The organism is Microcystis ichthyoblabe FBCC-A1114 (assembly GCF_050500245.1).
Taxonomy (GTDB): Bacteria; Cyanobacteriota; Cyanobacteriia; order Cyanobacteriales; family Microcystaceae; genus Microcystis; species Microcystis ichthyoblabe_A.
Map to the genome: position 1 here is coordinate 417,840 of NZ_CP191408.1, position 25,691 is coordinate 443,530.

Annotated in this window: 24 protein-coding genes; 12 read left to right on the plus strand and 12 right to left on the minus strand. The window is 43.3% G+C overall.

Annotation, left to right across the window (positions count from 1 at the left end; genetic code table 11):
* Positions 1–138 precede the first annotated feature (138 nt).
* A complete protein-coding gene (locus ACQY1Y_RS02015) occupies positions 139–1,566 on the minus strand; it encodes a glycosyltransferase (protein ID WP_002774578.1) in 1,428 nt (475 codons plus the stop codon).
* A gap of 213 nt (positions 1,567–1,779) precedes the next feature.
* Here ACQY1Y_RS02015 and ACQY1Y_RS02020 point away from each other — a divergent pair, with 213 nt between their 5' ends.
* Complete coding sequence (locus ACQY1Y_RS02020) at positions 1,780–3,015, plus strand: bifunctional sterol desaturase/short chain dehydrogenase (RefSeq protein ID WP_002774580.1); 1,236 nt, start codon at positions 1,780–1,782, stop codon at positions 3,013–3,015.
* A gap of 10 nt (positions 3,016–3,025) precedes the next feature.
* Here the strand turns inward: ACQY1Y_RS02020 and ACQY1Y_RS02025 are convergent, their stop codons facing one another.
* Entirely contained in the window at positions 3,026–3,970 is a 945-nt protein-coding gene (locus ACQY1Y_RS02025; protein WP_430013864.1) for an NAD(P)-dependent alcohol dehydrogenase, read from the minus strand.
* Between the two features lie 2 nt (positions 3,971–3,972).
* The gene (locus ACQY1Y_RS02030; protein WP_409880059.1) at positions 3,973–4,359 is read right to left on the minus strand and encodes a hypothetical protein; all 387 of its coding nucleotides are present in this window, start codon (positions 4,357–4,359) and stop codon (positions 3,973–3,975) included.
* Positions 4,360–4,800: 441 nt separating this feature from the next.
* On the opposite strand from ACQY1Y_RS02030, the gene ACQY1Y_RS02035 reads away from it, so the two are divergent.
* Complete coding sequence (locus ACQY1Y_RS02035) at positions 4,801–5,331, plus strand: universal stress protein (RefSeq protein WP_430013865.1); 531 nt, start codon at positions 4,801–4,803, stop codon at positions 5,329–5,331.
* Here the strand turns inward: ACQY1Y_RS02035 and ACQY1Y_RS02040 are convergent.
* Together ACQY1Y_RS02040 and sppA are read right to left on the minus strand one after the other, a co-directional pair.
* Positions 5,321–7,480 carry a ComEC/Rec2 family competence protein gene (locus tag ACQY1Y_RS02040; RefSeq protein WP_430014634.1) on the minus strand — a complete coding sequence of 720 codons (2,160 nt, stop codon included), beginning with the start codon at positions 7,478–7,480 and terminating at the stop codon, positions 5,321–5,323. The genes ACQY1Y_RS02035 and ACQY1Y_RS02040 overlap by 11 nt on opposite strands.
* 53 nt (positions 7,481–7,533) lie before the next feature.
* On the minus strand, positions 7,534–9,345 hold the full coding sequence (sppA, locus tag ACQY1Y_RS02045) for a signal peptide peptidase SppA (RefSeq protein ID WP_430013866.1): 1,812 nt from the start codon (positions 9,343–9,345) through the stop codon (positions 7,534–7,536).
* 170 nt (positions 9,346–9,515) lie between these two features.
* On the opposite strand from sppA, the gene ACQY1Y_RS02050 reads away from it, so the two are divergent.
* Genes ACQY1Y_RS02050 through obgE form a run of 3 tightly spaced genes read left to right on the plus strand, consistent with a single transcriptional unit; the run spans position 9,516 to position 11,274 of the window.
* The gene (locus tag ACQY1Y_RS02050; protein WP_430013867.1) at positions 9,516–9,731 is read left to right on the plus strand and encodes a hypothetical protein; all 216 of its coding nucleotides are present in this window, start codon (positions 9,516–9,518) and stop codon (positions 9,729–9,731) included.
* Between the two features lie 2 nt (positions 9,732–9,733).
* Positions 9,734–10,201 (plus strand): type II toxin-antitoxin system VapC family toxin, encoded by a 468-nt coding sequence (locus tag ACQY1Y_RS02055; protein ID WP_430013868.1) that lies wholly within the window; start codon positions 9,734–9,736, stop codon positions 10,199–10,201.
* Between the two features lie 44 nt (positions 10,202–10,245).
* Positions 10,246–11,274 carry a GTPase ObgE gene (gene obgE, locus ACQY1Y_RS02060; protein WP_002753947.1) on the plus strand — a complete coding sequence of 343 codons (1,029 nt, stop codon included), beginning with the start codon at positions 10,246–10,248 and terminating at the stop codon, positions 11,272–11,274.
* Between the two features lie 9 nt (positions 11,275–11,283).
* Here obgE and ACQY1Y_RS02065 read toward each other — a convergent pair whose 3' ends face one another.
* On the minus strand, positions 11,284–11,649 hold the full coding sequence (locus tag ACQY1Y_RS02065) for a KH domain-containing protein (protein WP_002736767.1): 366 nt from the start codon (positions 11,647–11,649) through the stop codon (positions 11,284–11,286).
* The gene (gene rpsP, locus ACQY1Y_RS02070; protein ID WP_002736858.1) at positions 11,642–11,890 is read right to left on the minus strand and encodes a 30S ribosomal protein S16; all 249 of its coding nucleotides are present in this window, start codon (positions 11,888–11,890) and stop codon (positions 11,642–11,644) included. The genes ACQY1Y_RS02065 and rpsP overlap by 8 nt, the downstream gene beginning before the upstream one ends.
* Here rpsP and ACQY1Y_RS02075 point away from each other — a divergent pair.
* Positions 11,889–12,029 carry a hypothetical protein gene (locus ACQY1Y_RS02075; RefSeq protein ID WP_155119094.1) on the plus strand — a complete coding sequence of 47 codons (141 nt, stop codon included), beginning with the start codon at positions 11,889–11,891 and terminating at the stop codon, positions 12,027–12,029. The two genes, rpsP and ACQY1Y_RS02075, sit on opposite strands and share 2 nt — an antisense overlap.
* A gap of 320 nt (positions 12,030–12,349) precedes the next feature.
* Here the strand turns inward: ACQY1Y_RS02075 and rfbB are convergent, their stop codons facing one another.
* The 3 genes from rfbB to ACQY1Y_RS02090 form a co-directional block, all read right to left on the minus strand.
* Complete coding sequence (rfbB, locus tag ACQY1Y_RS02080; protein WP_430013869.1) at positions 12,350–13,426, minus strand: dTDP-glucose 4,6-dehydratase; 1,077 nt, start codon at positions 13,424–13,426, stop codon at positions 12,350–12,352.
* Between the two features lie 46 nt (positions 13,427–13,472).
* Positions 13,473–14,399: a cation diffusion facilitator family transporter gene (locus ACQY1Y_RS02085; protein ID WP_430013870.1), complete on the minus strand. Its 927-nt coding sequence runs from the start codon at positions 14,397–14,399 to the stop codon at positions 13,473–13,475.
* A gap of 392 nt (positions 14,400–14,791) precedes the next feature.
* A complete protein-coding gene (locus ACQY1Y_RS02090) occupies positions 14,792–16,465 on the minus strand; it encodes an IS1634 family transposase (RefSeq protein ID WP_430013871.1) in 1,674 nt (557 codons plus the stop codon).
* A 333-nt stretch (positions 16,466–16,798) separates the two neighbouring features.
* On the opposite strand from ACQY1Y_RS02090, the gene cysK reads away from it, so the two are divergent.
* The 6 genes from cysK to ACQY1Y_RS02120 all read left to right on the plus strand — a co-directional run bounded on the left by cysK (position 16,799) and on the right by ACQY1Y_RS02120 (position 24,812).
* On the plus strand, positions 16,799–17,779 hold the full coding sequence (gene cysK, locus ACQY1Y_RS02095) for a cysteine synthase A (RefSeq protein WP_272103431.1): 981 nt from the start codon (positions 16,799–16,801) through the stop codon (positions 17,777–17,779).
* Entirely contained in the window at positions 17,776–18,735 is a 960-nt protein-coding gene (epsC, locus tag ACQY1Y_RS02100; RefSeq protein WP_430013872.1) for a serine O-acetyltransferase EpsC, read from the plus strand. Before cysK ends, epsC begins: the two co-directional genes overlap by 4 nt.
* Before the next feature lie 78 nt (positions 18,736–18,813).
* Positions 18,814–19,746: a family 2A encapsulin nanocompartment shell protein gene (locus ACQY1Y_RS02105; RefSeq protein WP_002735851.1), complete on the plus strand. Its 933-nt coding sequence runs from the start codon at positions 18,814–18,816 to the stop codon at positions 19,744–19,746.
* Positions 19,739–21,394: a family 2A encapsulin nanocompartment cargo protein cysteine desulfurase gene (locus ACQY1Y_RS02110; RefSeq protein ID WP_430013873.1), complete on the plus strand. Its 1,656-nt coding sequence runs from the start codon at positions 19,739–19,741 to the stop codon at positions 21,392–21,394. Before ACQY1Y_RS02105 ends, ACQY1Y_RS02110 begins: the two co-directional genes overlap by 8 nt.
* Before the next feature lie 272 nt (positions 21,395–21,666).
* Positions 21,667–24,237, plus strand: a complete 2,571-nt coding sequence (locus tag ACQY1Y_RS02115; protein ID WP_430013874.1) for an SUMF1/EgtB/PvdO family nonheme iron enzyme — start codon at positions 21,667–21,669, stop codon at positions 24,235–24,237.
* Between the two features lie 335 nt (positions 24,238–24,572).
* A complete protein-coding gene (locus ACQY1Y_RS02120) occupies positions 24,573–24,812 on the plus strand; it encodes a hypothetical protein (protein ID WP_002750429.1) in 240 nt (79 codons plus the stop codon).
* 196 nt (positions 24,813–25,008) lie between these two features.
* Here ACQY1Y_RS02120 and ACQY1Y_RS02125 read toward each other — a convergent pair whose 3' ends face one another.
* Both ACQY1Y_RS02125 and ACQY1Y_RS02130 read right to left on the minus strand, forming a co-directional pair.
* Positions 25,009–25,341, minus strand: a complete 333-nt coding sequence (locus tag ACQY1Y_RS02125; RefSeq protein WP_002736383.1) for a DUF5615 family PIN-like protein — start codon at positions 25,339–25,341, stop codon at positions 25,009–25,011.
* Entirely contained in the window at positions 25,331–25,648 is a 318-nt protein-coding gene (locus tag ACQY1Y_RS02130) for a DUF433 domain-containing protein (protein ID WP_002750425.1), read from the minus strand. The genes ACQY1Y_RS02125 and ACQY1Y_RS02130 overlap by 11 nt, the downstream gene beginning before the upstream one ends.
* Between the last annotated feature and the right edge of the window lie 43 nt (positions 25,649–25,691).

Genomic DNA, 25,691 nt, shown 5'->3' on the forward strand with positions numbered 1-25,691 from the left:
ATTAACACATTATTGGCAGCAAGCATGATTAAGGAAATTGGAAATTTTTCCGAAAGGGGTTTCCAAAGGCTGTAACCTTGACTGACAGGGGATTTCGAGCCTGATAAGGCCAAAGTTTTTGGAGTCTATCCTCGAAAATTAAACTTCGGCGCTGAGATGTTCCCCCAGATGAACGGTTTTCACCCATTTTAAACGTTTAGGACGCAAAGCCATCCGGAGGCTGACACTGGGAATAATAATAAACCAGTGCATCATATAAATCATGCCGCGAAGGGTTTGAGCAAGGATGTCTAAACCGAGAGCGAAAGTGAATTTTCTACCCGTATTGACTCGGATTAATCCTGTCACCATCCCCCAGAGAGAAAGGGAAAGAGCCAAACCAGTTAAAGGAGTTAAAATCGGAGCTTGATGCTGGGTAATAGTGATTAAAAGATCGGGAATAGCGGCCGCAGGTAAGATATATTGAACGAGCAAAAAAGCAATTAAATCAAACTTTTTCGGCCAAGGCATGGGAGACTTTAAAATCGCTTTCCAATAGTCGAGATAACGCTGAAAACCACCTTCGGCCCAACGATTGCGCTGATGCCATAAAGCGATCGCAGTTGTCACCCCTTCTTCTGCTACTGCGGGAAAATTTAAGACATTAATTTTCCAATTATCGATATGGAGACGAATAGTTAAATCAAGATCATCGGTGATCGTTTGTTCATTCCAACCCCCGCAACGATTTAAGGCACTACGACGGACAAATTGACCATTTCCGCGCAATTCTCCGATCCCTCCCACCGCGATCCGTTGCTGTTGGAAACAGCTATCAAAGATCATTTCTACCGCTTGTCCTTTTGTCCAGAAGTTTTCGGCGGCATTGGCGATCGCTTTTCGCACCTGTACCGCACCCACTTCTCGATCGTCGAACATTGGGACCACATGACGGAGTAAATCGGAGGATAATCCCGCATCGGCATCGAATACGCCGATAATTTCCCCGTTAGTCAGGGATAAAACCTGATTCAAGGCGCCGGATTTGCCACCTCCGGCATTAGCAGGACGATGGAGAATTTTTAATTGGGGATATTCTAAAGCAAGGCGATCGAGAATTGCACCGGTGTTATCGGTGCTATAGTCATCGACGATCCAAACTTCTAACTTATCTTGGGGATAGTCTAGATGACAGAGATAATTAACCAGTTTCGTGATTACGGTTTCTTCATTTTTGGCCGCTACTAAGAGGGACACCCTGGGGACAGAGGTTAAATCCCAATCTGGTAAAGGAATTGGCGGCGTTTCTGGTTTCGTGAACAGCAGCCGCAAAGCTTGCCCCGATAGTACCATAGTTAGGGCGATAATTGCCCAATAACCCCAACTCAGCCAATGAAGTCCGATAATTATTGTCCAGATCGCCATGAGGCTAAAAGCCGCTTTCTGTCTGCGTCCCGATCGGCCTTGAAAAATTTCGCTCCTAAATTCGTCCTCCTCATCTTCGGGATCGGACCAGTCAGATAGGAGGGAACCAATCGGGTCTAATTCTTCGTTATCATCCTCTCGCGACCAATAATTTTCTGCCATAATCGACTCAGGTTAAGTAACTGTTCAAATAGAAGCTTATTTCTTGCTTTATCTTACCGAAAATTGTTAAAATTTTTAACGGAATCTTAAGTTTTTTTCGGGAAAGAAACCCCAGTTTTTCAGGCTATTGGTTCCTTTTACCCGATAAATGCGCTTTTTTGGGCTAAGATTACTTTGTTTACATTCGTTGAGAAAATTTAACATTTATCCCCTATGTCAAACCTGCTCCTCTGTGTCGGACTGATTTGTGGCTCAATTATTTGGGTGGAGATCGTGCGTGATAGCTATCATGCTCTGGCCCACCATTGGCAGCCCCTTTATCGTCTGCACGTCTGGCATCATCGGGTTTTTCGTCCCGATCTGTCGGTAATGAGCGAGGAAATTTATCGTCGGGCGCACTGGTACAATGATGTACCGGAGGCCTTGGTTATGTTGGCTGCCAGTGTTTTACCGGTACTACTGGCCTACTCTTGGGGTTTCGATCGCCCTTGGTTGGGTTGGTTAGGTTCCCTTTATACTTTGGCTTTTCTCAGTACGGCGATCGGTCGAGGTTTAGGGATCGCCAATCTGGAGGAATTAACCGATTTAACCCATCGTCCGGGGCAATTTGAGAGTTTCCCCGCTCAATGGCGCGTTAATCGTACTTACCACTGGCGACACCATTTTGATAACCAAAAGGCTTATTATTGTGGAACTTTCACCTTTATGGATAAATTGATGGGGACGGCACTTTCTCTCAAGGGTAAAACGATCGCCATTACCGGAGCGAATGGAACATTAGGGCGATCGCTGTTAAAGTACCTACAACTGAAGGGAGCCAAGGTAATCGCGCTCACTTCTGGGGAGAATGCGATCGCTATTGAAATTAACGGCGAATCAGTACCTGTAAAAACCGTACAATGGCAAATCGGTGAAGAAACGCAACTTGAGGACCTATTTAAGTCTGTAGATATACTGATTTTAAATCACGGCGTTAATGTCCACGGCCAAAGAACCCCAGAAGCGATCGAATTAGCCTACCAAGTGAACACTTTTTCCGTCTGGCGTTTAATGGAATTATTCTTCAAAACTGTCCGCACTAACGAGCAAATTGCCCGCAAGGAAGTCTGGGTGAATACCTCGGAAGCGGAGGTTAATCCTGCCTTTAGTCCCCTCTACGAACTCAGTAAACGAGCGATCGGTGATATGATTACCCTGCGTCGTTTAGATGCTCCCTGTGTGGTAAGAAAGCTAATTCTTGGCCCTTTTAAGAGTAATTTAAATCCTGTGGGTATTATGTCCGCCGATTGGGTGGCTAAACAGATTATCAAGGCGGTACAAAGGGATAGCCGCAATATTATTATTACTATTAATCCCTTGACTTTTATCACCTTTCCAATTAAAGAATTCTCTGTTTCTACCTACTTAAAACTATTTACTCGTTCCCCAAAAAAACAGAAAAATCCCTAACTATTTATCCTTAATCGGGGATCAGGACTATTTTTCCTCGCACTCTTTCCGATTCACTATAATTATGAGCTGCTGCCACCTGGGAAAAAGTATAGGTGCGATCGATTCTAACAGTTAATTTACCCGATTCGATCGCTTCTTTGAGAAATTGCCAGTCGGACGCTTGTGCTTGAGCAAAAAATATCAGTTTCCCTTTTTGGGGCAACCAAGCACCGAGATAATTTAAGAGGATAATTCCGGGATTTGGGAGGGTGGTTATATAGGTGCCTTGGGGTTTTAAAAGCTGACGACAGTGCCAAAAAGAAGACTTAGCCACAGCATCGAAGATTATATCATATTTCTGCTCGGTTTTTCTCCAATCTTCTTGGGTATAATCGATAACTTTATCTGCTCCTAAAGAGGTGACATAATCGATATTTTTACTACTACAAACTCCATCTACTTCTGCGGAGAAAATTTTCCCTATCTGCACGGCAAAGCTACCCACTCCTCCCGATGCACCATTAACTAAAATCCGATTTCCTGCTTGAATATTGCCAAAATCTCGCAAGACTTGCAAAGCGGTAGAAGCAGCTAAAGGAGTGGCGGCAGCTTCAATAAAACTCTGATTATGCGGTTTTTTAACTAATAGGGAAGCGGGAATAATTGCATATTCAGCATAGGTTTTACCGGGCAATTGATTGAGAAAACCAAAAACCTCATCTCCGATCTGAAATTGTTCCACCTGACTACCTTTTTCAACGATAATTCCCCCATAATCAAAACCTAATTGCAGGGGAAATTTATTACCTGTGGCTATTTTGAGCATCCCCCGACGAATCTTCCAATCAATCGGATTAATTCCCGCTGCCATAATCTTAATTAAGACTTCTTTCCCTTGGGGAATTGGCTTTTCTATGTCTGTGTATTGGAGAACATTACTATCGCCATAGCGATTAATGATAATAGCTTTCATAATTAAGAAAAAAGTTGATAAAATAGTAAGGGAGCAAAAGTAATGACCAAGAGAACCAAAATCCAAACTCGTCCCGCTAAAAGATTATAATCTTGCCCTAATCTTGACCAAGAGTGACCGGCGATAAAATGGCCGAACAGAAATTCAAAACCCACTGTTAATAGTAACCAAATTAAACCGATGGTAATTGCTTGACCGGACGATTCTAGACCCCAAAAATAGACAAGAGTGCCAATATAAAGACTAAAAAAGAGGATTCCTGTCAGGGTAGAAATTTGATGAGCGCGTAGTTCATCGAGATATTTTCCGTAGGTGGTTTCTCGGAGGATACCGTTACTAATTCCTATTACGATCATCGGGAGCCATGCGACAATGTAGCGACTAATCATAAGTTGTTGGTTTAGAACTCGCTCTAATTGGATTATATACCGCAGCTGCTCTGGGCAAATCTCTCAAGGCAAGAGAAAAAGACAAAAATTGCATTTATCCCATTAATTGACCATTTTTCTAGTTACGGCGTTTCTCATAAAGATGAAGTATAAACTGATCGGGTATCGTCTCGGAGTCTCACCAAAACGAAAACCTCATACCTCACCATTAAGATAACTGCCATAAGTGAGGATAGGGGTGACAGTAGGGTAAATTGTTAATTTTTTTGCTAATTCAGCTAAATCATCCGAAAAATGTCACACTAGAGGTAGAGGAGCGTCAACTATCAATCATCAGCTTTCAGCAATTTTTGGCTATTTCCCCGGGGTATTGCTGGCAGCCGATGGGAAAAAAGATTAACTTCAACCCTGACGTTATCTGCTATCGAGGAGGCTAATTCTATGGATAATACGGAAACAATCTCAGTCGATCGGGATACCAACAAACTCTATAATAAAATTCTCGTGGCTGTGGATTATCAAGATCCCACTCCAGAGGTTTTGAATGCGGCTATTCTCTTAGCGAAAACCTACGCTAGTGAGTTGCGAATTGTTTATAGTATGTCTCAACCTTTGACTCCCTACACGGAAACTTTTATTTATGGTAATCTGATCGGTTATGGTGGCGGTTATCCCCCTGATATGATCGCCTTAGAACAACAAATCACCGAAGAAATGCAAGCGGAATTACAAGCTTGGTTAAACGGTTTAGTCGATCGAGCTAAGGAAGATAATATCACGGCCAAGGCTGATTATTATATCGGTGATCCGGGGCAGAAAATTTGTCAAGTTGCCCAGCAGGAGGGGATAGATTTAATTATTGTTGGTCGTCACGGTCGATCGGGTTTATCTGAGTTAATCTTAGGTAGTGTCAGTAATTACGTGGTACATCATGCTCCCTGTTCAGTTTTGGTGATACACATCACTCATTAATTAGAAAGGGTTGAAATCCATTTTTTGCTGTCCATTGAATCGCTCCATCTCTCCCGGTCCAGTAAGTCTTAATCCGGGCCTTTCTCAGTTGATTTTTGGCATTGCGGGAGAGATTGTTAGTGACAGCGATCGCTGTTTGGGGTCGAATTGACTCTAGCCATTGTTTATCTAGATTGCTTCCCTGCCATAATAACACTAGGGGGCTGAATTCTTGGGATAAATTAACGGGAATTTTCGGGTTGACAATCCATAGCCAAGATTGATTTTTTACCTGAAATTTAAATAAATTTTTCTCGAGCAATTGTCCAGTAATTTCGCCAAGATTAAATTTTTCTAACTGGGATAAATTAATAGTTTTTTGAATCGGTATGCTCTGACTGATAGTTGAGAATTGCGCCGAATTATTGACGGTTATTGCTCTTTGTATTTGATTAATTCCCTCCTGTCGCAAAAAAGGCAAAACTGTATAACGTGCTGTTGCGGGTTCCTCCCCATTAATTAAGAGAGTATTTCCTCGATTTTGAATAATGATTACCGGTTGCGATTTGGTGGCTAAAACTGTCACCTGAGTTAAAGTAAAATGCTGATAAATAATCGGTATTAAAATTAAAGTGAGGATAAATAAACCAACTAAATGCCACCGTTGACGAAACCAGAGGTTGCAGCAGATTAAGGTAAGGCAAATATAAATAATTAACATCACTCCTAAAGATAATTTACCCGTGGAGTAGGTACTAAAAGGAAGCAGACTAAAAAAGTGGGTAATTTGCAGTAATAACTTGAGAGGGTAATAGAGAATACTAGCACCAATACTGCCTAAAGGGGGATAAATTAAGCCTAAAAAAGCAGTAAAAACTCCTCCTAAACTAATTAGGGTAATTAGGGGAGTTGTGATAATATTAATGGGGATATTATAAAGAGTGATCGAGTTAAACGTAAACATTAATAAAGGCATAGTCCAGAGAGTGGCAGCTAGACTAATAGCTATAGGTTCAGCGATTAAATTAGGGAAATAGTCAATTTTATTTTTCAGTAAGGGAACGGTAATAATTAATCCCAAAGTCGCTAAAAAACTTAGCTGAAATCCTAAATCCCAAATCCAGAGAGGCTGCCATAATAATAGAATTGTAGCTGCTAGTAATAGGGAGCCTAAACTATTAACTTGTCGATTATAAAGCAGACCGATTAATGCCCCAATTCCCATCAAAATCGCCCGCATAACTGAAGGTTGTAACCCTGTTAAGGTGCCGTAAATTATTAAGATAGTAACGGCAATAATAAACTGTTTTTTGGGTGATAAATTGCGAGTAATAGTTAAAACAAATCCCAACAAAATAGACACATGAAAGCCAGAAGCTGCTAAAATGTGAGCTAATCCAGTTTTAATAAATAAATCGGTGATTTTTGCTGGCAAATTAACCGCTTGTCTTCCGAGGGTAATCGAACTTAATAAAGTGCCTTTTTCTTGGCCTATTCCTTGAATTTGTGCCTCAACAATGCGCTGACGAATCTGCCAAACTCCCCAAGTCGGTGACTTTTTATCAATAATTATTTCCCCTTTTAAACCAGCAAAAGCACCCTGACGCGCTAGATAATTAGCAAAGTCAAAAGCACTGGGATTATTGGCACGACGGGGACGATAAAGTAATCCTTTAACTGTTATTTCTTGTCCGGGATAAACCTGATTTTCTGCTAGATTTGGTAGAGTAACGTAGAGTTTACCCTCGGATTTTTTTGTGGGTAAATTCCTAAGGCTAAATTCTTTTACTTCTAACCAAAATTGTAAATTTTCTCGGCGATTGAGACGGATTTCTGATATAATACTCCCCGTGATTTTAATAGAGTTAACCACATTATTTTTTAAAAGATGACTGATATCGTTTGCGCTGGGGTAAGGAGTGCGAATTTCTAGATAAACAACGGCAAATATAGCTATTAATCCCGCTATCAGCCAAATTTTTTTCGGGGGACTTTGCCACCAAAAACGACGGATAAAAATTGTGGTTAACGTGGTAATTAGACTAAGAATAACAATTCTAATTACCACTTCTTGCCATCGGTTTAACTGGGGACTAAAATCTACCAGACCTGTAGATAATAATCCCAGAATATAGGCTAAACCAAAAATCACACTATTAGGGCGATTCATAGAAATTTTTGTCAAAGAATTTCAGAATTAGCGAGCATTATTTTTACCTAATATCAGCGAAAATCGAGATTAAAAAGTAACTTAGCATAAACACGATGGGGATCGTTAAATGTAGGTAACTTTAATAATTCCTGCTGAAAATTTTGCCATTCCTGCGTCAAAGGATGATTATTTTTAGTGAGAGGAGGAAGATAGGTTTGCAAGAAATTAGAGAGAAGTTCTTCTTGCCAACTTTGCGATCGAGGATATTCTTGAAGACTCCAATCATCCCCTAATTTAGCTGTTTTGGCCGCATATTGTACTGCCACTTCTAGACCACCAATTTGATCAACTAAACCAATTTTAACCGCATCTTTTCCCGTCCAGACACGACCTTGGGCCACAGTTCTAACCTTGTCTGGGGATAATTTTCGCCCCTGGGCTACCGTCTCGATAAATAAATCATAGAACCGATTAACTGCCGCTTGATAAATTTCTAATTCTTGGGGATTTTTCGGTCTGGTAATAGTAGATATATCGGCTAATTCTCCAGTTTTCACTGTATCCCAATCGATGCCATTATTATTAGCAATCTTCTGGATATTTAACAATAATCCAAACACACCGATGGAACCAGTAATTGTATCATTATCGGCAAAAATTCTTTGACCCCCCATGGCGATCCAATAACCCCCAGAAGCTGCCACATCACCCATAGAAATAATTACCGGTTTGGTCGCATCTAAACGCTTAATTTCCCGCAGAATCACCTCAGAAGCGGTGGCACTTCCCCCCGGACTATTAATCCGCAAAACTACCGCTTTCACCTCCTCCTTCCCCTGTAATTTTCGCAGTTCCTTCGCCAATTTATCCCCACCGATTTGGCCTCTATCTCCCTGACCTTCTACGATTGTCCCTTCTGCATAAACTATCGCTATTTGATCGCTACTATCTTCCTCCTCATCGAGAGAACTAGCATAATTGGCTAAAGAAATTTGCGAAAAAGAGCTAGAATTTCCCTCCTCATTAGTTTTATTTTTTGCTTCTCCCGTCAACTCTTTAGCTAAAACAATTACTCGATCTAAATAGGCCACTTCATCAACAAAACCCGCCTTTTTCGCCGTGGTTGCTTCCAGAATACCTTGAGTATCAGAAATAGTTTGCAGCTGTTGGGGGGTTAAATTGCGACTTTTGGCCACTGTGGAACTATAGTTAGACCAAATTGTATCGAGTAGGGTTTGCAGCTGCTGACGATTCTGGACACTTAAATCCTGACGCGTATAGGGTTCCACTGCACCTTTAAAAGAACCCACTTTTACCACTTGCACCCCCACACCATACTTTTCTAGTGCATCGGCAAAAAAGGTTTGTTGACTACTTAAACCATTAATTTCCATTCTCCCCACGGGATTAATAATCACCGTTTCAGCAACGGAAGCGAGATAATATTCCTTTTCCGTCCATTCCATATCGTAGGCGATAATTTTTTTACCCGATTGGCGAAATTTTGCCAAAGCTTGCCGCACTTCCGTCAGGGTAGCATAGCCATATTCACCGATATTGTCGCGACCATAGAGTAACAGACCGACAATGTTATCATCAAGGGCGGCCTTTTCGATCGCCGCTATCACCTGTCGCAAATTTAAAGTGGTCGTACTCTCACCGGTCAAACTATCGGCTAAACTGGAACTAGGAGGAGCATCGCTGATATTGGTGGCCAAGTTAAAAACTAAGACCGATTTTTCCTTAACTGAGGAGCTATCGCTAGAAATAAGCAAGGAAAGCAGTAAAAATGCTAATCCTCCCACACCTAAGACCGAAAATGCCAATAATCCCAGTAAAGTTCCCAAGCAACTAGCGAAAGTTTGTTTAAAAAACTGCCCCATCGGTTTTCATCTGCTACTAATTATCCTGTTTCCTATTGTAGGGATTCCCCGCCCAGAAACAAGTTTTTTCTTTCCGAACAAATGTACTAAAAACTTTGGAGATAGTGACTGGAGTTGTGAAGTGTCAAGGGATCGGCTAAGATTGTGATAGATAATTTCCAGTAAAAGAGATGAATCAATTAAAACCCAAACTTGTCAATTATCCAGATTGGGATCGAAAAGAACAAATTAAACGAAATCGTTCGGCCTTGGCTATCTTAGAACAAAGACGACAAAAACGGTCACAAATAACCGATGAGCAAGACCAAGAAATTTCCCAGTGTTTGCTCAATTTTCAGACCGCGATTGATAATGCTCGTCCTTTGGGTTCAAAGCTTTATAGCTAAGGATGATTGTCTTTATCGATTCGGGGGTTTTGGGTTTATTAACTCATCCTAAAAAAGCGGGTAAACCGGCTGACTGCGAAGACTGGCTTTATTCACTTTTCTCCAAGGGCGTTTATGTAGTTAGTTCCGATATCTGTGATTATGAAGTCAGAAGAAGCCTATTATTAGAATCGGTCAAAAAAAATTCCTTTAATAGCCCAGATAATCTTAATGAATTACGCAATGTCATTGATTTTTTAAATTTAGATACCGATGTGATGTTAGCAGCGTCACAAATTTGGGTAGAAACTCGAAAGATTGGCAAACAAACGGCTGATAATTACAATATTGATGTAGATATTATTATTCTTGCTCATTGGCAGTTATTAAAAAAACAATATCCGAGTCGTTATCTAGTCATCGCTACTACTAATGTCAAACATTTTCAGGGATTTGCAGAAGCTTTAAATTGGCAAGATATTAACATATAACAGCTTTAAGCTTGATCATTTTTTCACTTTAACTACTTAATCTTATGCAGTTTATTGATCGCGCCGAAATAGAAGTGGAAGGGGGTAAGGGAGGTGATGGAATTGTCGCTTTCCGTCGGGAAAAATACGTCCCCGCTGGCGGTCCGGCCGGAGGTAATGGGGGAAAAGGTGGTTCGGTGATTTTTGTGGCGACTCAGAACCTGCAAACCCTGCTAGATTTCCAGTATAGTCGCTATTTTAAGGCCGATGACGGCAAACGGGGCGGCCCTAACAACTGCACCGGGGCCAACGGTAGCGATCGCATTATTAAAGTTCCCTGTGGTACAGTGGTTTACGATCTCGATAGCGAGGAAATTATCGGCGATTTGGTCACTCCCGAACAGACTTTAATCGTGGCTGCCGGGGGAAAAGGGGGATTAGGCAACCGCCACTTTTTAAGTAATAATAATCGCGCACCCGAATACGCTTTACCCGGTTTAGACGGAGAAAAACGCCATTTACGCCTAGAATTGAAGTTATTAGCGGAAGTGGGCATTATCGGGCTGCCCAATGCGGGAAAATCCACCCTAATCTCGGCCGTTTCCTCTGCTCGTCCCAAAATCGCCGATTATCCCTTTACGACTCTCATTCCTAACTTGGGAGTGGTACGCAAACCCACGGGAGATGGGACGGTATTCGCCGATATTCCTGGATTAATCGAGGGAGCGCACCTAGGAATCGGCTTAGGACACGAATTTTTGCGCCATATCGAACGCACACGCCTGTTAATTCATCTTGTTTCCTTGACAGCAGAAGACCCGATCGCCGATTATCAAATTATCCAAGGAGAATTGGCCGCCTATGGTCGAGGCTTAGAAAAGCGATCACAAATACTGGTTTTCAACAAAATTGATGCTGTGGACGAGGAAACGATAGATAACTATCAAAAGCAGTTTGCTAAAATAACCAATGCCGAGATTTTGACTATTTCCGCCGTAACAGGAGCCGGATTAACCACTTTACTCGCCAAAGTTTGGCAGCAATTAGAGCAACTGGAGAGGGTCGAGGATGAAACCCCTTCCCTGTTTTCCTAAAATCGCTCGTTAGTTGTTGAGCTGCCGGGGTGCAGGTGGTCGGCGATTGCTCGGCCTTCTTTCCGTACCTTCAAAGTTACCATTAGAACGACGGGTGCGGCGCTGTTCGCCTTCATTTTCGGCCGCATAGACTTCTAGATAAAGAGAGCGACCCGCATTTGCGGCCGCCATCTCTAGGGTAGTTCTAATCGCCTGTAAATTGCGTCCTCCCCGGCCGTAAACTTTGCCTTTATCGGCATCATCGAAGGCTACACGCACCCAAAGACGTTCATTTTCCTTACAGCGCTCGATATCCAATCTCAGACTGGCCGGATCTTCCAAAAACGGCTCGATCATAAATTTCACCAGTTCGAGATAATTGGGGGTACTAGGCATTGATTTTCTCGAAAATTTTCTGTTTGGTGAGAATGCTGCGCACGGTGTCCGTCGGTTGCGCTCCTTGTTGTAAGCGTCGGATGATCCCTTCTTCATCGAGACGCACTTCATCGGTGCGGGGATTGTAAAATCCTAATTCCTCTAGGGGACGACCATCGCGACGACTGGTGCTAACGGCCGCAACGATACGATAACTGGCTTCGCGTTTTTTACCAAAGCGTTTTAGACGTAATTTGATCATGGTTACTCAAAAATTCTTCTTTCCGATTCTAACTCATCCCGACGGTATTTCCACAAGTGGCGATCGAGGGAACGGTCGGCAGCCATTCGATATTATTGAAAATAACGCCGATATCTTATCAGTGATCAGTAAACAGTGAACTAAAAACTCAAATCTGATCCCGTCGAGCGTCTCCCGTAGGCTGCATCTCCTATTTGTGACTTTCTCTCACTTATGGTCAGCAGCAGTTATTAAAAGAGGGCGAATGCAATTCGCCCCTACAATAATATTATTGCGCCAATGGTAGGGGCGCACCGTGGTCAGTGAGTTTATCGAACTGCGTGCGCCCAAAATATGATATAGATATTTCTATAAAATTGAGATGCAGCCTTTCACTGATTACTGTTTACTGTTTACTGATCACTGAAAGGCCTCCCGTCTTGACTAGGAAATTAATTTTGCACGACTACTTACCCTTCTCTAACCGTAAACTTTCCCATAATACTCTTGATATTCTTTGGATAACAAAGGTTGCCACCAATCCCGATGATCGAGATACCATTGAATGGTTTTTCTTAATCCCCCCTCTACCGTTTCTTGAGGTTGCCAACCTAATTCGGTGCGAATTTTAGTGGCATCAATAGCATACCGGCGATCATGTCCGGGGCGATCCTTGACAAAAGTAATTAAATTCTGAGCAGGTTTCACGGGTAAATCGGGAGCTAATTCATCCATTAAATCACATAACATCCTGACTAAATCGATATTTTTTACCTCATTATTTCCGCCAATATTATAGGTTTCTCCCGCTTTTCCTTTGTGAATAACTGTATCTAAAGCTTGACAATGATCCCGCACATATAACCAATCTCGAACATTTTGACCATCACCATAAACAGGTAAAGGTTTACCCAAAAGAATATTAATACACATCAAAGGAATTAACTTTTCGGGAAAATGATAAGAACCATAATTATTAGAGCAATTAGTAATAATTGTCGGCATTCCGTAGGTATGAAAATAAGCTCTCGCTAGATGATCACTCCCCGCTTTTGAGGCAGAATAGGGACTATTAGGAGCATAGGGAGTAGTTTCGGTAAAAGCCGGATCATCTAATCCTAAACTGCCATAAACCTCATCGGTGGAAACGTGCAGAAAAAGATAGTTATCGGGTTGGTGATTACTTAACCAATGTTGCCGAAAACTTTCTAATAGAGTAAAAGTTCCCACCACATTAGTTTGCACAAAAGCTCCAGGACCAAGAATCGATCGATCCACATGGGATTCGGCGGCAAAATGGGCAACTGTATCGATATTTTCACTGGCAAATAACTCATCAACTAAAGCTTGATCGCAGATATCCCCTTGCAAAAAACGGAAATTCTTTCTATCTTTCAGTGTCGCTAAATTATGCAAATTGCCCGCATAGGTAAGAGCATCGAGAACAATAACACGATCCTCGGGATAATTCTCGCACCAATGATGAACAAAATTCGAGCCGATAAATCCTGCTCCACCAGTAATTACTATGCTTCTAGCTTGATTTTCTGTCGCCATGGTCACCTCTAGCAAAAGTTCGCTACTTATTTTAGGCTTTTTTGCTTCACACTTCTTCATCAAAAGTGATCTGATCGGAGTGATAATCCGGCGGTTCAACGTGAATTAAAATTCTCACAGGGCTAAATTGTTGGCTTAATCTTGCTTCCACCGCTTCCGTGATTGCGTGAGCAGTTTCTACATCTTGAGCGGAGACAATTAGGTGCATTTCTATAAATACCTGTCTTCCTACCACTCCCCGAGATGCGATCGCATGACAATTAAGCACCCCCGGCACCTCCAGGACAATTTGATGAATCACTTCAGGAGCGATCGCCATTTCATCCACTAACAAAGGTAAATTCTCCATCAGGACTTTCCAACCACTGCTAAACACCAAAAAAGCGACGGGAAAGGACAAAATCACATCTAACCATTGTAATTGGGGAATATTAGCCGTATTACCCACCCAAACCCCAACTAACCCCAATAAAACCGTAATTGTCACCCACACATCACTCATGGTATGACGAGCATCGGCAATCAAAATCACACTACCGACACGCTGCCCCACCGATCTCTCATAGTAGGTGACAAAAATATTCACCCCTAAAACGATAATTAATAGCCATAATTCAGGACCGGCAATCTCGACAGGTTTTCCGCCTTTAATAATACACATGATCGCTCCCTGCAAGATTTCAAAACAGGCAATTCCCAAAAAGGCAGCGATCGCTAAAGCTCCGATCGCTTCGTATTTCAGATGTCCGTAGGGATGATCTCGATCGGGATAGGGAGAGGAAAACCGCATCGCCACCAATCCCAAGACATTATTAGCACTATCGGTGACACTATGGAGAGCATCCGCTTGCAGACTCAAAGAACTAATTCTCAAACCCACCCCCGCTTTGATCGCCATAACCAAAATGTTCAGCAGCAGGGTGATCCAAAGAACCTTTTGGACAGTAGCCCGATTATCTTTTAAAACAGCCACAGGATTATCAGTTATCAGTGATCAGTGTTAATTTTCCCACTCTTATCTCCGTTTTTTTTCCTTTTTACTTTTGGCTCTTCTAGAGTACTGGACAGTGGGAAGTTCTTGCCGGGGGGGGGAAATCTGACTATCCCCAGGATGTTCAGGCCCACATTCCGCACCCTAAGTGTCACAACGTCTCAAAAGAGGAAGGGGCGTGAGTCAAAATACTTATCTAGAGGAGTGAGTTGGCGGCAAGCTGCCGGCAACTAAGCCGAAAATTTCAGGGTTCCCCCAGTAATTCTCAATAAACAGTGCTTATTGAGAATTACTGGGCAATCAGACTTAACATCTAGGGGGAGATGTTCGAGTAGTGCTTAAGTTTTATTACCCCTTGAAGTCAATACCTCTCGTCAAGATAAGAGATAATATTCTTGGCAAGGTTTGGGAAAAAATCTCAAAATGTTGCGCCTCTCATCCGTTAAGTTGCTAATCTTTTGATTGTCTTGAATAGGTCGGAGATGAATCCCTTGAAAGTTCTGAAATATCCAGCGTAATGTTGGTCGGTCAGTTAACTTACCCAACTGATTTTTCAGTCCCGTCTCCTGCTGTTTTAAGTTCAGACGAAGTTGTCTTTGACCAATAGTATAAACCAGCAGGCACAAGCCCATGAGCATGGCCATGACCTCAATTCTGTGGGGAGATTTGAGAAAGACACTGTCGGCAAAAAAGCAGGGGTCTTTGAGAAAAGAAAATCCTCTTTCTGGAGCTTGTTGCCCTTTATATTTTTTGAGTATATCCTCACTGCTCAATCGTTTTTTCTCCAATTCGTTAGTTGCTAAAACGAATCGTCCTGCTCGTTTCTTTAGCCTCTCAATGGCGGACAAATTTAACTCTAATTCGGCTTGAACTTGATAGCTTTGAGAGGGTAAATCGTCTTTTGATTTGAGTTTTGACCCCTGGGACTCAGGCGGAATGAGATTGACTTTAATCTCCGTTAACTGATGATATTTTAAGGAGTCAGATAATCCCTTGACTATCGCCAACGCCACCGCTCTATTCTCAAATTCTCTTCGGGATAGTTGGCGGATTTTTTCTTGAGCAGAATTCTTTTCCTGCTCGATTTTTTTCTCTAATTTTTTCAAGTCTGATTCTTGTCTAGCTTGACTTTCAACTAGCAACCATCTTTGTTCTATCCCCCCATAGTTAGAGCTTGTTTCCTGCCAGGAATAACCCGGTATTTCTGAATCGGTTAACTCTTTTTCTGAGATGCTATCGACTAACTTTTGAGCCTCTTTAATGCTGAAGGGGACTCGAGACAACCAACGCATTTCTCTCATTAGTTTTAAATTCTCTTTGCTATAGAGGGCGCTATCGCCGACTATTAAACTGTCAAAGTCAACTTGTTTTTTAAATTCTCGGGCGATTTGACCAAAAACCGCTTTGTCCGCTTCATTTCCGTCCCCTACTTTCAGGAATAAAGGTACATCTCCATCCCCACTTACGATTAAGTCAATCATAAATTGTTTTAAGTCAGGTCTTCGGTCGCGGGAGTATCCGTAGGTAATTTTTATTGGCTTTTGTCTGGTTTCAATTTCTTCTCCCACTGCTCCTGATTTCAGGATTTCTACTGTTGGGTATTCCTTTTTATATTCTCCTTCTACTGATAGAGAAGTCGAATCTAAATGGGAATTCTCGGTTGCTACACCAAATTTTTTCACGGCGGCTAAACTAATGAGTAGGAAAATGACCGAAACATTAAGTTGATAAAGTTTGTCCATTACTCGACCAATTTTATCATCATTTAATTGTTTGGGTTCGATGCCTTCTCCCAGCAGATGTTCGGTTGCTTTATCTTCAAAAAATTGAGGAAATAAATACAAGGCCCGGGAGACAAATCCCAATCCGTTCAGGATAATTGCTTTGACGACTTGCCCCGCTGTGACAATTTCTCCTCGCTCAATTGAGACTTGTTCGTTGATAATTTCAACGATTCCTATTTCATCGATAATTCCGGCTACTAATCCCAGATGGTCTAGATTTTTGACTTCAATTTCTGTTGATTGATTCCTGGTCGAACAGTCCACTCGCCTCAGTTTTCCAATAATTCCTATTTTTTCATAATTAGGGGTTTCAAGACCCCCCTAGCTGGTGCCGAGAAAACCTTCACCAGCTAAGTATTTTTACTCAAGTCTCTGGAGGGGACAGCTTATGTGACAGTTGAGGGTGCGGAATGTGGGTTTGATTCTTCCACCTCAGCGGCCGACCCCGCTTGATTGTAAAGATTTGTTTAGCTTAACCAGAGGTTGATAGTGCGTAGGCTAAGATGAATTGTAAATGGATTCAAAATGAATTTCAAATGAATTCAAGATGAGCCAATCTGGTGAACTGTCGTATTTTGATCATGGAGTTGCCATTTTGTGAGTAAGAAATGGTTCGCAGATAACAGTTTGTCGATCGGGCGGACTCCTCTAGTGCGCCTTAATCGAATCGTTGGCAACAATCACGCCACGGTTCTGGCCAAGATTGAAGGTCGCAATCCGGCCTATTCGGTCAAATGTCGTATTGGTGCGGCCATGATCTGGGATGCAGAACAACGGGGACTATTGGGGCCGGGCAAAGAACTGGTGGAACCCACCAGTGGCAATACAGGCATTGCCCTGGCCTTTGTAGCCGCCGCTAAGGGGATTCCCCTAACCCTGACCATGCCTGAAACCATGAGCTTGGAGCGGCGCAAACTGTTGCTCGCCTATGGAGCCAATCTGGTGTTAACAGAAGGGACTAAAGGCATGACCGGGGCGGTGGCAAAGGCAGAAGAAATTGCCGCGTCTAATCCCGATCGCTATGTGTTGTTGCAACAGTTCCGCAATGCTGCCAATCCCCGCATCCATGAGGAAACCACCGGCCCTGAAATTTGGCAGGACACAGACGGGGCGATCGATATTCTCGTGTCGGGTGTGGGAACGGGCGGAACCATTACGGGAGTTTCGCGCTATATCAAAAAAACCCAAGGAAAACCGATTTTATCGGTAGCAGTGGAGCCAGAAGCCAGCCCCATACTATCCCAAGCCCGGGCAGGTCAGCCCTTAAAGTCCGGCCCTCACAAAATTCAGGGCATTGGGGCGGGGTTTGTTCCCGAAGTTCTAGATTTATCCCTCGTGGATGGGATTGAAACCGTTTCCAACGAAGAGGCCATTCTTTATGCCCAACGGTTGGCCAAGGAAGAAGGGATTATCTCGGGCATTTCCTGCGGTGCCGCCGTCGCCGTCGCCGCTCGTTTGGCACAACAACCCGAACACCAAGGCAAAACCATTGTCGTGATTTTGCCAGATTCCGGAGAACGGTATTTGAGTTCCATCCTGTTCCAGGGGGTATTTAATGAGCAAGGGTTAGTGGCATGACGAGCGAGCATCCGAGCAGTTCCAGCGCTCTCTCCCAACCCACCTTGTCCTTGGATCTCGATGAAATTATCGCTCAATTGTCTAAACCTCGTGGCGAGTCGTTCCACAGTTGGTCTCAATCACGAAGCCATTTCCCCTTGCCCTCCCGTGAGGCCTTATTTCGGATTGTCGATCGACTGCGTGCCGTTCTCTTTCCCTATCACTTTGGCAATCCCGATTTAGGCGAAACGTCCAGCCGCTATTTTATCGGTCATACCCTCAATGAAGTCTTGCAACTGCTGCATCACCAGGTTTGTCGCGAACAGTGGTTGCTGGGGTCGCAGTTGCACTGGTCGTCAGACCAGATTGAGAAGCACGCCCAAGGAACGGTACAAGCCTTTGCCACTCAATTACCTCATCTGAAGGCTCTGCTGGAAACCGATATCACGGCGGCCTATCGAGGTGATCCGGCGGCCAGAAATTTAGATGAAGTGTTGTTTTGTTACCCCGGGGTAACGGCAATCACTTATCACCGCATTGCCCATGCCCTGTATCGGTTGGACTCGCCCCTGTTGGCGCGGATTATCAGTGAAATTGGTCATTCCTTAACGGGGATTGACATTCACCCCGGGGCGTCGATTGGCAATAGCTTCTTTATCGATCATGGGACGGGGGTGGTGATTGGGGCCACCACGGTGATTGGCGATCGCGTACGCCTTTACCAAGCGGTCACGCTCGGCGCAAAAAGCTTTCCCCGGGACGAATCGGGCAGTTTAATCAAAGGTCAAGCCCGTCATCCGATTATTGAAGATGATGTGGTGATTTACTCAGGTGCAACGATTCTCGGTCGGGTAACTATCGGTCGGGGCGCCACCATCGGTGGAAATGTTTGGTTAACCCGCAGTGTGCCGCCGGGGGGTTTTATCTCCCAGGCGCAACTACGACAGGAAATGTTTGATGACGGCTCTGGAATTTGAGGGGCTGTCCTGACTGTGAATGTTCGGCCATAACAGTCGCTTTGTTACTTTTTTTTTTGAATTGGAGGATTTAACTCAATGACCTATACCCAAGATCATGAATTGCAACTGGCTTTGGGAGATGCTGCCGCTCGGCAGTTGGCCAATGCCACAAAGACCGTTCCTCAGTTATTGACCATTTCGCCCCGGTGGTTCGTTCGCCTCTTGCATTGGCTACCCGTTGAGGCGGGGATTTATCGTCTCAACAAAGTCAGGGATGCCTCCCGGGTTGAGGTGGCTTGCTCTGAACGAGATGAGCGGGAGCTGCCCGAAACCTTTGTGGATTACGAAGAGAACCCCCGGGAGTATTTCTTGAGTGCGGTGAATACGGTACTGGATGTTCACACTCGCGTGTCCGATCTCTACAGCAGTCCCCACGATCAGATCCATGAACAATTGCGGCTGACGATTGAAACGCTGAAGGAACGTCAAGAAAATGAGTTGATCAACAACCATGAGTACGGATTGCTCAACAATATTGTTGATTCCCAGAAAGTGCAACCTCGCAATGGTGCGCCCACGCCGGACGATTTGGATGAGTTGCTGGTGAAGGTGTGGAAAGAACCGGCATTTTTCCTCGCCCATCCTAAAGCGATCGCAGCCTTTGGCCGAGAAGCAACCCGACGGGGTGTACCCCCTGCCACGGTGTCATTATTTGGCTCTCAGTTTATTACCTGGCGGGGCGTGCCTTTGATTCCTTCCGATAAGTTGGCTGTGAATGAACAAGGCAAAACCAATATTTTGTTATTGCGGGTAGGAGAAAGCCGTCAAGGGGTGGTCGGTCTCTATCAGCCCAATTTACCCGGTCAACAGGGAGTTGGCTTGTCGGTGCGATTTATGGGGATTAGTCGCAAGGCGATCGCCTCTTACCTGGTCTCCCTCTACTGTTCGTTGGCAGTGTTGACCGACGATGCGGCGGCCGTACTGGAGAACGTTGATGTCAACCAATACCACATCTACGACTATGACTAACCCTGAACTGATCCCTGAAAAGGCGGGGGGGAATCTACCCTCTGTATCCCCGCCCACCACTGCCCCAACTGAGGTCGAGAACATTTCTCTTAACCCCTTATTTCAACCTGACCTTCTTGAGCATCTCGCCCAGACGATAATTCAAGAACTACAACGGCACGACCTTGGAGCGTCGCGGGCCAAGGGGTTGAGTCCAGACCGGGATGATCTGGTGCCATCCACCCCCGCAACTTCCCCGGCTGCTGTGGGCGAACGGCCCACAGTTCCCTTGGCTGTACCCTTAGCAACCCCCTCTTTCTACTTCATTGAGGAGTTAGAAACAAAAATCCCCGACCTTCCGGCGGTAGTGGCCAAACCGGGCCAGCTTGTTCAAGTCCCAGCGATCGATCCCCTTTTTGTCCCCCATGCCAGCGGGCGAAGCGTTCAACGACCCAGCTTCTTTGATGTTCATACCGTTCGCCTGGATTTTCCTATCCTGCAAGAACGGGTGAATGGCAAACCGCTGATCTGGTTCGACAATGCCGCAACAACTCAAAAGCCCCAAGCAGTCATCGATCGCCTCGTTCATTTCTACAGCCATGAAAATTCCAATGTGCATCGTGCCGCCCATGAATTAGCGGCCCGTTCCACAGATGCTTACGAAGCGGCCAGAGAAACGGTACGCCGTTTTCTCAATGCCTCATCTGCTAACGAAATCATTTTCGTGCGGGGAACAACGGAAGGCATTAATCTGGTGGCAAAAAGCTGGGGACAACAAACCCTGCAAGCGGGGGATGAGATTGTCCTCACCCATCTAGAACACCATGCCAATATTGTGCCTTGGCAGCAACTAGCCGCCCAAACGGGAGCAAAATTGCGGGTTGTCCCCGTCGATGACCACGGGCAGATTTTACTGGCAGAGTACCAACAATTACTCAACTCCCGCACAAAACTGGTGGCTTTTTCCCATGTTTCTAATGCCTTGGGAACCATTACCCCCGCCAAACAAATCATTGACTTGGCCCATCGGGTCGGGGCCAAAGTCTTGTTAGATGGCGCTCAATCGGTTTCCCACATTCCGATCGATGTTCAACAATTAGGGTGTGATTGGTTCGTCTTTTCCGGGCATAAAGTCTTTGGTCCCACAGGGATCGGGGTACTTTATGGTCAAGAAGACCTGTTAAATGCCACGGTTCCCTGGCAAAGCGGCGGCAACATGATCGTGGATGTGACGTTTGAGCGTACCGTGTATCAGGCGGCGCCCACTCGTTTTGAGGCTGGAACGGGCAATATTGCCGATGCCGTTGGCTTAGGGACGGCCTTGGATTATGTTCAGCAGATTGGTTTGACCACCATTGCCAATTATGAGCATGAACTTCTGGAGTACGCCACTGCGGGACTGACAACCATCCCGGGCCTGCGTTTGATTGGGACGGCAGCCGATAAGGCCGGCGTGCTTTCCTTTGTGCTAGAGGGATTTGATGTGGAAGTGATTGGACAAGCCCTGAATCGGGAAGGGATTGCCGTGCGGGCAGGCCATCACTGCGCTCAACCTATTCTGCGACGCTTTGGTCTCGAGGCAACGGTGCGCCCTTCCTTGGCTTTCTACAATACTAAAGCCGAGGTGGATGCGCTGGTGGCTGCGTTGGAACGTTTCCAACGCCAATAAACTGACGGTCATGGGTGGGGCAGCTTGTACACCTATTCCAGTTCTCCCTAAACTGCCACCTATTTAAAATGTATAGGAGGGTGGGGAGCGGGTTCTTCAAGTTGGATTGGGAGTTAATTATCTTATTAAAAACGGATTGGTCTGACTTTCCTAAAGAGGCAAAAGGGGGAATAAATAATCAGTTTTTAATAACCAGATTTAGTATAATTAGAACCACTTACTTAGGGTAATCTATTTTCTTCTCCCTTCTCTGTCACCTAAAAATAACTACCATGTCCGATTCTCCTGAATCTATCCGCAATACTAGCGTCAGCGATCAAGCTACTAATAATGATGCTCTCGGATTTGAGCCTTATGTAATAGCGATCGCTGAATTTTTGTTGCATGAGCAGACACAACCACCCCTAACTTTATCGGTTGAGGGAGAGTGGGGTAGTGGCAAGTCTTCTTTTATGAAAATGTTAGAGGAATATTTACGAAAAAAGGGAGGTCGGACGGTTTGGTTTAATGCTTGGCGACACGATAAAGCGGAGTCGGTATGGGCGGCTTTTGCGCTGTCTTTTATTAAGCAGATTTCTACGCCCAAAAATTGGCGAGATTTGTCTCGAATTATCCTAGGATACTTTAAATTACAATTATTGCGTTTTAACCTAGAAAAAGGCTTATTTGAATTAATTAAAGCTTTACCAGTAATAATTTTTGTGATTTGTGCATCAATTGCCATTCCCTTTATTTTAATCATTTATGGAGTTGAAGGAATTAACGAATTAATCAGAGCAACAACCTCTCAAGATGTTTTTTGGAGCAAAATTAATTCAGTTGTTAAGTTATTATTTACTGCGGTCGGTTTAACCTTATCAGGAGCAGGTATTTTCGCTGGTATTAAGAGTTTATTGAGAAATTTTCAAAGGTTACTCCAAAACCCTAAAAACAACCTAATTAAATATATAGAAGCCCCAGATTATAAAAAACAATCGGCATTTGTAGAAGAATTTCATGAAGATTTTGCTAAAATTGTCGATGCCTATGTTGGCAATGATAGGGTATATGTATTTATTGACGATTTAGATCGTTGTGAACATCCAAAATCAGCGGACTTGATGCAAGCGATTAACTTGATGATTGCTGATGATCCTTCAGTGGTGTTTATTTTAGGAATGGACAGAGAAAAAGTAGCCGCTAGTTTAGCGGTAAAATACGAAAACATTCTCAAGTATTTACCGTCGGAAACCACAGAAATTGATCCTGATATTTTAGCGAGACGTAGTGCCAATAAAGGGTTAGCTTATGGTTATACCTTTATTGAAAAGTTTGTCCAGCTTCCCTTTTTAGTTCCCCAACCATCCCAGTCAGATTTTGAGCGTTTTTTGACTCAGCTTGCTACTTCAACTCCTCCCAATTTACAGCCAGCTAAACCTCATTTTACATTTTTTCAGTCATTCTGGGGTAAGTCAGCTTTATCACCGAGAAATAATTCTAAGAAAGGTTCCATTTCTCCAATAAGGGAATCAAACCCCTCATCCTCACATGATACCACAATAGAATCCGAACAAACCGAAAAAGAGAAAGCACGAGCAGCTGTAATTAAGCGATTAGAAGCGATTCAAGTCAACAATTTTGATAAAGATTCCCCAACAGTGCGGAATATCATTATGATGGTGGCTCCCGCATTGGATTACAATCCGCGACGGATTAAACACTTTATCAATGTCTTTCGTCTCAAGGTTTATATCGCTAATGAAACTGGTTTATTTTTCGAGGAGCGAGATGAGAAGGATAATTTGTTAGTTCCTTCTCTAACTTTTGAACAGTTAGGTAAATTTACTGCGATTAGTTTAAAATGGCCATTGTTATTGTCAGATTTGGAAAATGATAAGCAAATTTTAGCAAAATTAGAAAAATTTGCACGGGGAGAGTGGAGTCCACCAAATGAAGAGGAGTCGATTCGCTATTGGGGTAGTCATACTAAGCTTAAAGCTTTAATGGCTTACAGTTATGAAAAATCGACAACCGAGGAGGTCTTACAAATTAACCCCAAATTCAGCTTTGCGAAGGTAAATGTTGATAAGTTATTACAAGTATCGCCCAAGATAATTCGGCAAACTGAAACTGTAATTTTACCAAACTTTAACCCAGAAATGGTGGATATACACGCCGGTAAATTTAACATGGGTTCTAATGAGCATGAGAATGAAAAACCGATACATGAAGTAATTGTGCCAGCATTTCAGATAGGCAAATATCCTATCACCCAAGCACAGTATCAAGCGGTGATGGGATATAATCCTTCAAGGTTTTCAGGAAATCCCCAGAACCCGGTAGAATCTGTTACTTGGTTTAATGCTCAAGCTTTTTGTGAAAAACTGAGCCAGTTAACTGGAAAAAACTACCGTTTGCCTACAGAAACAGAATGGGAATATGCCTGTCGCGCTGGTACTGAAACCCTATTTAGTTTTGGCGATGATAGAGAGCAACTAGGAGATTATGCTTGGTTTGATGGTAATTCAAATAATACAACTCATCCTGTTGGGGAAAAGCAGCCTAATCCCTGGGAAATCTATGATATGCACGGCAATGTTTGGGAATGGTGTGCTGATCAACATCATGAAAATTATGTTAACAAACCAGACAATATTAGAGAAAATGGCAGTCTTGCATGGAGAGATAACAATATAACTAATGCATGGAGAGATAACAATATAACTAATGCGTCATCAATAATACGGCGTGGCGGTTCGTGGTGCCGCGACCCTTTGGTCTGTAGTTCAGCATATCGAGGCAGAAGCGTTGCCGAAATTTGCAACCACGATATCGGTTTTCGTGTTGTGTGCGATCTCCCCTAATCAGTTAACAGTTAACTGTTATCAGTTGGGGGCCACCATTGGCGCAATAACATTATTGTAGGGGCTAATTGCATTCGCCCTCTTTGAATAACTTCTGCTGCTCACCTATAGATGAGGGAAAGTCACAAATAGGAGATGCAGCCGATAATTTTCTGGAAATATAGTCTTTAAACCCTTGTCTGGCAAAACTACAAGGAATAATCAGCACTGATTATCACACAAAATCGAGGAGAGCCATAGGGCGAGCCTGAGAATGGAGATCGCTGTAGTTGCCCATCACCGCTTTTCAAGGTTACTTTAATGTTAGAATCGAATCACTTCTTTTAGGTTTTGCTATGCGTGCGATTGAAACCACTGGTATCCTCAATACCCAAGGACAAATTCAACTTGATCATCCTATTCCCCAAGAAAAAGATCGGTTTGTACGCGTCATTCTTTTGATGTCAGAGGATGAACTGAACGAAAAAAACTGGCTAGATGCCGTTTCCCATAACCCTAGCTTTGCTTTTCTGCAAGATCCCGAAGAAGATATTTATACCCTTAACGATGGACAACCTGTAACTAATGAAGGGTAAAATTGTATTAATTCAATTTCCCTTCGACGATTTATCTTCCAGTAAGGTTCGTCCTGCTTATTGCCTAACCAATCAAATTGGAGGCTATCAACATAACCCATGCCGCACAGGATTGTAATGAATATAATCACAGTGTAAAGATTCAATCTTGTAAATTGCGTTACCCAACCTACCTTTTTTCTCTGAATTATGATTTTTATAAAAACTCAACATTTTTATACATATAATCAGGCTCTAAACATTCCCAAATTAAAACTAAATCACTAATAATTTTGCCAATAGATTGACGTTGATGTGAATAAATAATCCCCCAATGCTCTAATCCCATTGAAGACAAAACCAGAAAATCATCATCAAAAGTAAAAATGACTCGGCCTTGCGATAAAGCATAAGCTAATTGTTCCTCATCGGAAGACCCCATCAGTCCTTTTTCTGGAGAAGTTGTAACATCAATCCCTCGCATTCTTAAACCTTTAGCGATCGCATTAGAGACGCTTTCATCTAGGTGAAACTTAAGCTTATTGGCCATTATTTCCCTTTAAAAGTTTTTCGACCAATGAAGGTTTATCCCCTTGTAACTGTTTAGCAAAATTTTCGCTGGATTCAATATCTTGGCGAATTTCTTCTCGATGATCATGGTAATAAGCTAAAGCTGCATAAACATCAGCTAAAGTAATCGTTGGATAATTATAAACAATTTCATCAGGACACATCGCCATTCTTTCATGCCAAATAACAATGTCTTGTACCTTAATACGATGTCCAGCAATACGAGGTTTACCGCCACAAACACCGGGTGTTACTTCAATATGCTGTTTAAGCACTAAAGATGACATAATAACTCATTTACTCTACTTCTAGATATCCTAGCATTTTTCT

What these genes read in the sequence shown, in the direction of transcription:
- ACQY1Y_RS02040 (WP_430014634.1), bottom strand. Translation starts at nt 7,480, where the DNA reads ATGAATCGCCCTAATAGTGTGATTTTTGGTTTAGCCTATATTCTGGGA.
- ACQY1Y_RS02075 (WP_155119094.1), top strand. Translation starts at nt 11,889, where the DNA reads ATGGTTACTCAAAAATTCTTCTTTCCGATTCTAACTCATCCCGACGGT.
- sppA (WP_430013866.1), bottom strand. Translation starts at nt 9,345, where the DNA reads ATGGGGCAGTTTTTTAAACAAACTTTCGCTAGTTGCTTGGGAACTTTA.
- ACQY1Y_RS02065 (WP_002736767.1), bottom strand. Translation starts at nt 11,649, where the DNA reads ATGCCTAGTACCCCCAATTATCTCGAACTGGTGAAATTTATGATCGAG.
- ACQY1Y_RS02050 (WP_430013867.1), top strand. Translation starts at nt 9,516, where the DNA reads ATGAATCAATTAAAACCCAAACTTGTCAATTATCCAGATTGGGATCGA.
- ACQY1Y_RS02020 (WP_002774580.1), top strand. Translation starts at nt 1,780, where the DNA reads ATGTCAAACCTGCTCCTCTGTGTCGGACTGATTTGTGGCTCAATTATT.
- ACQY1Y_RS02025 (WP_430013864.1), bottom strand. Translation starts at nt 3,970, where the DNA reads ATGAAAGCTATTATCATTAATCGCTATGGCGATAGTAATGTTCTCCAA.
- obgE (WP_002753947.1), top strand. Translation starts at nt 10,246, where the DNA reads ATGCAGTTTATTGATCGCGCCGAAATAGAAGTGGAAGGGGGTAAGGGA.
- ACQY1Y_RS02030 (WP_409880059.1), bottom strand. Translation starts at nt 4,359, where the DNA reads ATGATTAGTCGCTACATTGTCGCATGGCTCCCGATGATCGTAATAGGA.
- ACQY1Y_RS02130 (WP_002750425.1), bottom strand. Translation starts at nt 25,648, where the DNA reads ATGTCATCTTTAGTGCTTAAACAGCATATTGAAGTAACACCCGGTGTT.
- epsC (WP_430013872.1), top strand. Translation starts at nt 17,776, where the DNA reads ATGACGAGCGAGCATCCGAGCAGTTCCAGCGCTCTCTCCCAACCCACC.
- ACQY1Y_RS02115 (WP_430013874.1), top strand. Translation starts at nt 21,667, where the DNA reads ATGTCCGATTCTCCTGAATCTATCCGCAATACTAGCGTCAGCGATCAA.
- ACQY1Y_RS02105 (WP_002735851.1), top strand. Translation starts at nt 18,814, where the DNA reads ATGACCTATACCCAAGATCATGAATTGCAACTGGCTTTGGGAGATGCT.
- ACQY1Y_RS02035 (WP_430013865.1), top strand. Translation starts at nt 4,801, where the DNA reads ATGGATAATACGGAAACAATCTCAGTCGATCGGGATACCAACAAACTC.
- rfbB (WP_430013869.1), bottom strand. Translation starts at nt 13,426, where the DNA reads ATGGCGACAGAAAATCAAGCTAGAAGCATAGTAATTACTGGTGGAGCA.
- ACQY1Y_RS02015 (WP_002774578.1), bottom strand. Translation starts at nt 1,566, where the DNA reads ATGGCAGAAAATTATTGGTCGCGAGAGGATGATAACGAAGAATTAGAC.
- rpsP (WP_002736858.1), bottom strand. Translation starts at nt 11,890, where the DNA reads ATGATCAAATTACGTCTAAAACGCTTTGGTAAAAAACGCGAAGCCAGT.
- ACQY1Y_RS02120 (WP_002750429.1), top strand. Translation starts at nt 24,573, where the DNA reads ATGCGTGCGATTGAAACCACTGGTATCCTCAATACCCAAGGACAAATT.
- ACQY1Y_RS02055 (WP_430013868.1), top strand. Translation starts at nt 9,734, where the DNA reads ATGATTGTCTTTATCGATTCGGGGGTTTTGGGTTTATTAACTCATCCT.
- ACQY1Y_RS02110 (WP_430013873.1), top strand. Translation starts at nt 19,739, where the DNA reads ATGACTAACCCTGAACTGATCCCTGAAAAGGCGGGGGGGAATCTACCC.
- ACQY1Y_RS02125 (WP_002736383.1), bottom strand. Translation starts at nt 25,341, where the DNA reads ATGGCCAATAAGCTTAAGTTTCACCTAGATGAAAGCGTCTCTAATGCG.